A 10,411-nucleotide genomic window follows, 5' to 3' on the forward strand; every position below is an offset into this window, starting at 1 on the left:
TTGCTCAAATGCAGCAACAACGTTGATAAGTTGATCTTGGTTCGACATGTTTGCGTCCTGATGAATTAGTCGCAGTCATTAAATCAGATCGAAAAATAGAAGTTGAGCTATGCTCTCGTAAGCTCACCATAAATGCCAACTCGAAGCTTTAGAAAGAAAATAAATCGATTTCCCCTAAGCAGACATTTGAAACATAAAATTCTGGTTTCTCTACTTATTCGATTTCGATCTAAAAACAAGGTGTGTTTGAGGGCGCGATGTCATGCTTGATCCGTCCCTTCAGTGCCATTTGCAGAAGATAATATCAACACGGTAAGGCAACCTTGATGGTCTGTAGAGCCACCAAAGCAGTCATAGAGGTCTTAAACCAAAAGGGCTGATCCTCCGACAAAACATAATGACTCTTACATAAAATGCTAAGCTTGGTTTATAAAGCCGTCATTAACTACTGCGAATGGTTCTCTTTATAGTCTCTACTATTAGCATTATGAAACGCTACTTTAACGACAGCACCTTTAGGTAGCTCTTCAGTCAACTCAATAGAAAAGTAATCACCACCTTTTCGCATGACTCTTTGTCCTAGCGGTGCCGTTGTTGATAAGAACAAATTACCTTCCTGAGTAAAAACTTTGACATCAATATGACCCTTACGTGCAGCAAAGCTTTTTGATGGTTTCATATGGCCACTTACTTTAATAAAGCCATTTTCTTTAAACGCTGTCACATCTTTAATTTGTCATAATTGAGACTTCTGGTTAACAATTTTCGTCTTTACAGGCATGCCTGCACAACCAGCCAATAGTAATGAGTCAGTGAAAATAGATAGTAATAAATATTTCATCTCGTTGACTTCCTCTTCAATTCTTAAACAAGCCATATTGCTTTATGTAGCCAATTAAACAATCAGCTTTCAATTATTTAAGTGGCTATTAACGGTATAAAGTTTAAGGCTTAAATTCTTTTACTTAAAATATTAACAATCGGCGCTAAAATTTTGCTTCTTGATTTACTTTTAGCACTTCACCACTCATCGTCATTAAGAAATAGATTGTTTTATTATCAGCTTTATTAGACGCGCTAATAATGTAGCGGCTAACTTGTGCCGCATATAATTTAAAGTCTTCTGTCGTCAAACTTTCCCAGCTTTCATCTAATTTTCCAACGTTGAAGCCAAAGTCTTTAAACGTGAGCTTTTGAGTTGCTTTAATTGCAACTTGTATCGCTTGTTTTTCGCTTATTTTTCCATGTGCACCATGCGCTAACGCTGTTCCCATATTTAACATCAAGCCGATAAATAGCATTACCATTAAATTTTTCATTTGTTACTCCACTTACTTATATAAATTAATACTGTCTTTAAAGGTGCTTACTTAAGGCCGTGTTCAATATATTCACCATTTACAATCAATTGAACCTTTACCGGAGCGTCAGAGGTGTTTTTCCAAAACCAACCATGTGAGCCTGCAAAGGGAGCAGTAAAGCTGCCTTTCACTTCACCTGACGTTGTAATTGTATAGCTTTCAAAATAGCCTGTAGTATCACCTTTGGGTTCACCATGTAAGTCGAAATATAAAGCGGTGCCATCTGTTATCCATTCATAGGTAAGCTTCTGATACTGCTCCATAGTAAATTTGTATTCAACGCCTCTGCCAGCAGGCACAACCACCTCAATAGTTTCAGTTGCATCTTTAGCTGTTTTGGCTGAGGTCGAATTTGTGGCGGTGGCTTTCACATTGTTGAATACGGTCAAGCCAAGTTTATTACCCACGCCCGTTGGGTCGATATTATATTCTGCTGGCAATATCACTGTTGTTAATGCTATAGCGGCAAAAACAAAACTGAATATTGTGTATTTAAGCAATTTGCTATTGGTCAATGTTATTGCCTGAGTATTAGTTTGTTGCATGATTCATCTCTTCTCTAATTCTTTCTTGTCGTTAATTAATCGTATGTAAAAATATTCGTTTAGCTGGTGAAGTAACCTGTTAGTTGAAAACCTATTAACATGAAGCCAGCACTCATCAATAAGCAGTTGGTGTTGGTGGCAAAGCGGTTAAAGCTACTGTGCTTTCGCCAATAATTTATCAGTAAAAGAATAAATGCCAACGCTGTAAACTGGCCTAATTCAACACCGACATTAAAAGCGATTAAATTGGCGATTAAACCGTCTGTAGGTAATTGAAATTCTTGCAGTTTAGTGGCTAATCCAAAGCCATGAAAAAGACCAAAGATCAACACGGCGGCTTTGGGATTAGGGGTAAAGCCTATTGTTTTCTTAAAGCCGCCTAAGTTATCAAAACCTTTGTAGACAACCGACAGTCCGATAATGGCATCGATTAAATAAGCATTAACCTGAATGTCACTAATGACACCAAAGAGTAACGTTAAGCTGTGCCCTAAAGTAAACATACTGACATACAACAACACATCACGGCTTTTGTATAAGAAAAACAAGACACCGACTAGGAATAATAGATGGTCATATCCCGTTACCATGTGTTTAGCGCCAATATACAAAAATGGGATGATCTGTACGCCAGTATTGTTTTGCAAAAAATTACGGGTGCTTTCATCAACGCCGTGTGCAAAAACTTCTAAGGGTAGCAATATGGCGATTAAAGCGATAAAGCTTAGTGCGCCATAGCGATGAAAAGGGTTAAACATTAACAGTTTCCTTTGATTGTTCTTTCTTAGAGAAAGTTTCTTTGTGATTGTGTAAGAGTCGATATAGCGCAGGCAGTACAAATAGCGTTAGCAGTGTGGATGAAATTATTCCGCCAATAACTACCGTCGCCAATGGACGTTGTACTTCTGAGCCAATGCCCGTATTGAGTGCCATAGGAACAAAGCCTAATGAAGCAACTAGTGCAGTCGTAATAACAGGTCTAAGTCTGGTTAATGCTCCGTCAATAATGGCGGTATCTAAAGAAACACCTTCACGACGAAGCTCTCGAATAAACGACACCATGACTAGCCCGTTTAAAATGGCAATACCAGATAAAGCGATAAAACCAACAGCAGCCGAAATTGAAAAGGGAATGTCCCTTAACAATAAAGCGAAAATGCCGCCCGTTAAGGCTAATGGCACACCCGTAAAAATAATCATGGAGTCTTTAAAAGAGCCTAGCGCCAATAGTAATAAACCAATAATCATCACTAATGTCAGTGGCACAACAACAGATAATCGTTTGCTGGCAGACTCAAGTTTTTGATAAGTACCACCATATTCAACCCAATAGCCTGAAGGGATTTCTACCGAGCTATTTATCGCATTTTTTATATCTGCAACAAAGCTACCTAAGTCTCTCCCTCGAACATTGGCAGTTACCACCACGCGGCGTTTGCCATTTTCTCTGTTCACTTGATTGGCACCTTGTACAAGCGCTAGTTCAGCGACTTCTTCAAGAGGGATATAGCTTTCCTGATTAATTTGAATTGGCAAAGAGGCTAAGCCATCAGTATTTTGGCGGATGTTTTCAGGTAAGCGCACCACAATATCTGTGCGTCTATCGCCTTGATAAAATTTACCCGCAACTTGACCACCTAATGCAGTAGCAAGTTGAGACTGTAAGGACGCTAAGCTTAAGCCATATTGCGCAAGTTTTTGACGATTAGGCTCGATGCTTAACATAGGTAGCCCTGTTGTCTGCTCAACTTGAACATCGGCAATACCATTGACATTAGCGATAGCTTTTTCAATTTCATCGCCTAAGGCGGTTAATGACTCAAAATCATCACCAAACACTTTGATGGCTAACTCAGCTCTAACACCAGCCAGTAATTCATTAAATCGCATTTGAATAGGTTGTAAAAATTCATAACGATTACCAGGAATAGGCTCAACGATGGCGGCAAGCTCTTCGATAAATCGCGCTTTTGGTTTTTCAGGGTCAGGCCATAACTCCCTTGGTTTAAGGATGATGAAATTATCGGCAACACTTGGTGGTACAGCATCTGTTGCAACATTTGCCGTACCTATTTTGGCAAAGACTCGTTCAACTTCAGGCATTTTCTGAATTTCATTTTCTAGTGACTCTTGTAAAGCCACTGCTTGTGATAAAGACGTGCCAGGAATTCTCAAGGCATGCATAGCAATATCACCTTCATCAAGGTTAGGCACAAATTCACTGCCTAGCTTTGAAGCTTGATAGCCACTGAAAACAACCAATAAAGTTGCAATGATGACGACAAACCAACGCGCTTTTAACGCCAATTTAAGTGCGGGTTGATACAGGTAAGTAGCGCCTTTCATGATAGGGTTTTGCTTTTCTTTTATCTTGCCTTTAAACAATATCGCGATCGCTGCTGGTACAAAAGTAACGGATAATAGCATTGCACAAAGAAGCGCTATAACAACGGTGATCGCCATTGGGTGGAACATCTTGCCCTCGACACCTGTTAAAGCAAAAATAGGCAAATAAACCGCTGTAATAATGAAAACACCAAACAGTGCCGGACGAATCACCTCACGCGTTGCTTCAAAGACTACAGCTAATCTTTCTTTGGTTGATAAGTTGCCATTCGCTTCACTTGCAATACCAAGCCTTCTGAGGCAGTTCTCCACAATGATAATGGCTCCGTCAACAAGCAAACCAAAATCTAATGCACCTAAACTCATTAAATTAGCACTAACCCGTGTTTGCACCATGCCTGTTACCGTCATTAACATGGCTACAGGAATGACGGCAGCGGTTATTATTGCAGCTCTGACATTACCGAGTAGTACAAATAAAATAACAATAACCAACAACGCGCCTTCTAATAAGTTGGTCTTTACCGTTTCCAATGTTTTATCAACCAGCTTGGTTCTGTCATAAACAGCCGTAACTGTGATCCCTGCGGGTAAGCTAGCTTTTACCTCTTCAAGCTTTTCACCGACAGCTTTAGCAACCTTACGGCTATTTTCACCAATAAGCATGAATACTGTGCTCATAACAACTTCGCGGCCATTTTGGGTCGCAGCACCAGTGCGTAAGCCTTTACCCAAGGAGATTGTCGCAACATCTTTGACTAAAACAGAGGCTCCTTGATTGGTGCTGATAGGGATATTACCAAAGCTATCAACAGCCTCTACCTGACCAGGGATACGAAGTAGCCACTGAGCGCCACTATGCTCAATAAAACCAGCGCCAACATTGTCATTGTTATCTTCAATCGCACTAACCAAATCAGCTTGCGTTAAGCCAAACGCCAATAGTTTTTCAGGATGAAAGGCAATTAATATTTCTTGCTCAAAGCCGCCAATAGGATTGACTTCAACAACGCCTTCTACACGCATTAACTGAGGACGTATTACCCAGTCATGAACGGTGCGCAAATCCATTGGTGTGATCTCACTGCCATCATCATTGGTTGCTCCAGGCTCAGCATCAACGGTGAACATAAAGATCTCACCTAAACCTGTCGCTATTGGCCCAAGCTGAGGGTCAAGGTTTTTGGGCAGTTCTGATTTAGCTGCGGCTAAGCGTTCATTCACTAATTGACGAGCAAAATAAACATCGGTGTCGTCAGAAAATATAGCGGTTACTTGCGATAAACCATATCGAGAAACTGAACGCGTATGTTGTAAATTAGGAATGCCTGACAATGCCGTTTCAATGGGATAAGTGACACGTTGTTCTATCTCTAGGGGTGTATAGCCTGCCGCTTCTGTATTTATCATCACCTGAACATTGGTGATATCAGGTACGGCGTCAATAGGAAGTTTAGTAAAGTTCCATACACCAAGCGCAGCAACGAACACGACCATCGACATGATGATACTTCGACTTTGTATCGAAAATTGTATTAGTCTTTCTAACATGTTGTTCTCTTTTCTCTTTTAGAGTGAAGGCTTAGTGATCGTGTGATGCGCCAGATTTTTCAATATCGGCTTTGATGATGTAGCTATTTTCCACCACATACTCAGTGCCAACAGATATTCCACTAAGCACTTCAACCCAGTTCCCTGCGATGCGACCTAATTCCAACATGCGAACCTCATACTCGTCACCAATTTTGGCATAGACAACGGTAAAGTCTCTGAAACCTTGTAAACCGCTGCGTTTAACCGCCATTGGCACATCGAAAGTTGCCACTTCAACCTCTGCACTTACAAATGTGCCAACGTTATATTTGCCATCAAGGTTATTGATTTTAGCTCTCACTAATTTGGCTTGGTCTTGACGAACTTGTGGCACCATTTGATAAATTTGGCTCTGGATCTGCTCTTTCGATTCATTGATATTCAGTGTCACTTTGGCGTTATCAGTTAACTTGTCCAACTGCTTTGGAAAAATAGCTAACTCAGCAATTAGGGACTCTTGATTGGTGATCTCTAATAAATCTCTACCTTTTGTTTGTTCACCACTATGAGCAAAGCGTTTGGTAATAATACCCTTGATAGGAGACTTAACATCATATGATAAAAGGCTTTCATTATTTTCAATGGTAAGAAGTTTTTGGCCTTTTTTAACCGTATCTCCTAAAGATACGTGAACCGCTTTTATTTCCCCTTCAAAGCGAGCACTGATATTTCTTATAGCGTCATTTGGCAATGTTAATGTGCCGTAGACTTTCATGGTTTGAGTTAAGCTTGCACTACGTACTGTATCCGTGGTGATCTCCATAGCATTTGCTATATCATCAGCAATTTTCGTTCGCCCTTCAAAATTGCCATATTGCCATTTATATTGCTTTCCTTTGTATTTAGCATTGATTGAGACAATAAATGAGTGAGGCTCATAAATTTCCATATCTCCTCGTAAGAAGTCACCTTGAACATAAAAGTTAATATCATCTACTTGATTGCCCAAACGTATCAGCTTTACGTTTAGCTCAATTTGCTCAGGTTTGATGGCTTGGCCTTTTTCTGTCGCCCAAACTCTAAACTCTGGCGGTACGCCCGTTTCAAAAATAGAAAGTTCGATAGCAAAGTCATCCTCTCGCAACATTCTGCCACGATGTGGCCCTTTTTCAGGCTCAACTTCTTCAGCCTGAGGCGTTGATGCAGCAAATACTTGGCTAGAGAAAGTAAGTGATGACGCACTTATCACCATAAATGAAGATAAAGCAAAATTGAGCAATGTAGATTTCATTATTTTTTTGACCATATTTTTTAGTGGTGAAATTGCCGAGAGAGTGTTTTTTTTAATTTTGGTATTGATGATTAAGTTACTAATAGTTATACGCATTACAATGTCCCACCTGTTAGGCGTTCAATTTCAATGTTGTTAAGATGCAGGTTTAAATAAGCTGCTAGTAAGTTTTCCTGGGTGTTCAATAATTTTTGTTGAATTGATTGCCACTGCATAAAGCTGAAGCTGCCAACTTGGTAGGCTTTTTGTGCTTCTTGTACTGCTTGCTCTAAGGTTGGAATACTTTGCTTGGCTAATGTTGATATAACGTGTTGGCTATGGTTTAACTCTTGATATAAGGTGTAAACTTGTTTGATAAGCCTTTTTTCTAATGCTTGTGCCTGAGCTTCATAGCCTGTGATTTTGGCGTTCAACGCTCTAATGGTACCACTATTTCTATTCTCATCGCCAAAAGGAATCGACACTCCTGCGACTAAGCCAAAGTCATCTGTCGTTTCATAGCGTCTGACTCCAGCATTAAACTGCCACACAGGTTTTACCTGAACCCGTGCTGCCGAAATTTCTGACTGGGCAATGCGCGCATTGCTAGCAAAAAGTTTAAAAGCAGGGTTTGACGTGATCTTTGCTGTTAATTCATCAAATGTAGGAATACTAGGCAGTTGCAACAAATCCCCTGTAATTGCTGTTTGCTCATTAGCATTCCACTGAGCAAAGAGTAAATAACGACTAGCATCTAATTCGTGTGTAAGGTCTTCAACAATCAGCTCTCGCTCAATGACCTCGTTTTTACCAAGTAATAAATCCACATTGGTTGTTTTACTTGCTTCAACACGTTTTTTTATTTGTTGGTAAACATTGCTAGCTTGTTGAACTGAGCGCTCAGCCAGTTTTAATCTTTGCTCTAAAATTAACGTAGTCACAAAAAGCTTTGCCGTGTCTGCGGCAATATCTAATGCTTTTGACTCTCTTTCAATATCAACCCGAACACTTTTACTTTTAGCTAAATTAATTTTTTGTTCAACAACCTCATTATCTAGCACCCATGCAATACTCATTGTTGATTGAGCACTTTTAATGCCTGAGTGACTTCCTGTACCTAGTGCGTCTTCTATCGTTAAACCGATAGTAGGAATACTGCCAACAGTTGCTTGTTGCTCATATGCTTGCATCGCTAATTTATCGTGTACAAATGCTTTAAGGTCTGGATGCTGCTGCAAACTCAAACCTATCGCTTTTTCCATTGATATTTGAATCTGGGTATTTACATGTTGAGGACTCATTCGCTGAGCACTTACTTCCTGAGCACTAGATAGCAAAGGAGATAATGATACTGCCGTCAACAGTAGTAACTTAACCACAAGAAACCGACTGGCAGTCGGTTTTTTAAATGGCATTTTATTTGGCATTAAATTTAATATGCGGGTCATTAGTTAACTCTAGTGATTTAAGATGGTTTCAATTAGGTGGTGTAAGCTGTCTACAGAGAACATTGCTAAGACTAAAAGCAAGCAAGGCACAAGCAACATTAAGTAATGAAAGTTAGCCGTAGCAGGCTTGTCATCAAGTAGCCACTTTACTCGTTCTTCAAGTGCTTCCACATGAAAATAGCTACTAATGATAGGGGTTGTATTTGGATGAAAGCGCATTGAAATCCGCGCAACTTTAACTAGTGTACTAGCAACGACATCATTTTGATAACCAGCGTCAACAACAGATTTATCAGCTAACTGTTCCATTGTTTGAGACATAGCACTGTTGAGTGTTTGACCAATACGACTTGGGAAAAAGGCCGCTAGCACCATAAACAACCATTTCTTTAACGGATCAAAGCTTTCCACATGCGCCTGTTCATGTGCTAAAACAATGGTTAATTCTTCTTCATTTAGTTGAGATTTTAAGCCTGTAGTAAGGTAACTTTTAGGTTGAATAAACCCACAAGTAAAGGCATTAGGTGCTGCTGATTCAATAAGGCAGAAGTCATTATCTTGCTTCTCACTAAACACATTTAGTGACGCTTGGACTTTTTTATTTTCAAATAAAAGGTAAACTTTTTTATAAGTGATAAACAATGCCCACACTAAAAAGAGAATGACACTTGCGCCATGCCAGCTTGTCAATTCAAATAACTCTGGGTGGTGCCAATGCGGTAAGAATGTAGATGGTGTAATGCTCAATCCGATGTTTGATGATGTTGAAAATGTTAACCAAAACAGAAGACTGGTGACTAAACCTAAAAGCCAAGGAGAGGTAACTAAAAACCAAAGAACTGACTTTCTTGTCTTTAAGTTAAATAAACTGATTTTCTTTTGACATAACGATATGAGTAAGGAAATAGCCAGCACCGAGAGACCCACGGTTATAACTGCTATGGCGAACAAGTTTAGAATAACTCCCCACTGACCAACAATCATTAGCCTTCCTGCTTACTACGCTGAGCACGTTGATGATTAATCATAGCTTCAAGTTCATCTAATTGCTCTTCAGACATTTTGTCTGACACGGAAGAAAAAGCAGCAACCAAGCTATGTTCACTATTTCCAACAAAATCGCTAGTAACATTCTCAATTAACTGAGCAATCAAAGCTTCACGTTCAACCTTCGCACTATAAACGTAGGCATACCCTTGCTTGGCACGAGTCAGCAGATCTTTTTTAAATAATCTGTCTAACGTACTTTGAATGGTGTTTAACGTACCACCACGGGTTTTCTCAAAGTGGGAGTATACTTGCTTTGCATCGCCTTCTTTGTGTTGCCAAAGGTATTGTAAAACCAGTTTCTCTAATTCACCTAGCTGCATTCGGACTAATTTACTTTGTAATTTGATGGTGTCAGATTGTGCCACACATAAAACCGACTATCAATCGGTTTTATGTGTGTTTTTTTTGAGTCATCAATCAATTCAGGGCTGAGGAGCAATTGTAAATTTTAAAACTAATTACGCTAAAATGTCAGAATTAGGATCAAGATAAACATTTAGTGAAGGAAGGGCAACGGCAGCTATGAGCTTCGGAGCAGACCATCAGGTTACTAACCTTTCAACTTCTGCTTATCGCTCATCGCAGACGATGACGACTGCTAAAAACTTGTGTTTTTACAATAACATCAGATATAGTAACTTTACAAATTATTAACCAGCCCAACGGCTGGTTAGAGCGATTAAGAGCCGTACAATACACCACTTAATCTAGAAAAAACACACCGTCATTGCGGCGCAGGCCGCAACCTCCTGACGCATGCTGTGGCTAGCAAAAATAAACTCAAATAATATCAAGGTATAAATCTCGCCAGTTTGGATTTACCCCTCCAATTAATCTATTTTTCCATCTACGATGCTT

The 10,411-nt window shown here is 39.7% G+C and carries 9 protein-coding genes; all 9 read right to left on the bottom strand.

From position 1 onward, the window contains the following. Positions 1-445 precede the first annotated feature (445 nt). A complete protein-coding gene (locus ND16A_RS07295) occupies positions 446-724 on the bottom strand; it encodes a hypothetical protein (protein ID WP_152593880.1) in 279 nt (92 codons plus the stop codon). Between the two features lie 262 nt (positions 725-986). After that, on the bottom strand, positions 987-1,319 hold the full coding sequence (locus ND16A_RS07290; protein ID WP_033078032.1) for a DUF6488 family protein: 333 nt from the start codon (positions 1,317-1,319) through the stop codon (positions 987-989). Between the two features lie 47 nt (positions 1,320-1,366). After that, the gene (locus ND16A_RS07285; RefSeq protein WP_033078033.1) at positions 1,367-1,906 is read right to left on the bottom strand and encodes a hypothetical protein; all 540 of its coding nucleotides are present in this window, start codon (positions 1,904-1,906) and stop codon (positions 1,367-1,369) included. A gap of 59 nt (positions 1,907-1,965) precedes the next feature. Continuing rightward, positions 1,966-2,664: a HupE/UreJ family protein gene (locus ND16A_RS07280; protein WP_033078034.1), complete on the bottom strand. Its 699-nt coding sequence runs from the start codon at positions 2,662-2,664 to the stop codon at positions 1,966-1,968. Further along, positions 2,657-5,803, bottom strand: a complete 3,147-nt coding sequence (locus ND16A_RS07275) for an efflux RND transporter permease subunit (RefSeq protein ID WP_033078035.1) — start codon at positions 5,801-5,803, stop codon at positions 2,657-2,659. Before ND16A_RS07275 ends, ND16A_RS07280 begins: the two co-directional genes overlap by 8 nt. 31 nt (positions 5,804-5,834) lie before the next feature. Beyond that, positions 5,835-7,076, bottom strand: a complete 1,242-nt coding sequence (locus tag ND16A_RS07270; RefSeq protein ID WP_033078037.1) for an efflux RND transporter periplasmic adaptor subunit — start codon at positions 7,074-7,076, stop codon at positions 5,835-5,837. 95 nt (positions 7,077-7,171) lie between these two features. Continuing rightward, a complete protein-coding gene (locus ND16A_RS07265) occupies positions 7,172-8,503 on the bottom strand; it encodes a TolC family protein (protein WP_152593881.1) in 1,332 nt (443 codons plus the stop codon). A gap of 9 nt (positions 8,504-8,512) precedes the next feature. Continuing rightward, positions 8,513-9,487 carry a M56 family metallopeptidase gene (locus ND16A_RS07260; protein WP_033078036.1) on the bottom strand — a complete coding sequence of 325 codons (975 nt, stop codon included), beginning with the start codon at positions 9,485-9,487 and terminating at the stop codon, positions 8,513-8,515. Further along, positions 9,487-9,873: a BlaI/MecI/CopY family transcriptional regulator gene (locus ND16A_RS07255; RefSeq protein ID WP_033078039.1), complete on the bottom strand. Its 387-nt coding sequence runs from the start codon at positions 9,871-9,873 to the stop codon at positions 9,487-9,489. The genes ND16A_RS07260 and ND16A_RS07255 overlap by 1 nt, the downstream gene beginning before the upstream one ends. Positions 9,874-10,411 lie beyond the last annotated feature (538 nt).

Source organism: Thalassotalea sp. ND16A (assembly GCF_000764205.1).
Lineage (GTDB): Bacteria > Pseudomonadota > Gammaproteobacteria > Enterobacterales > Alteromonadaceae > Thalassotalea_A.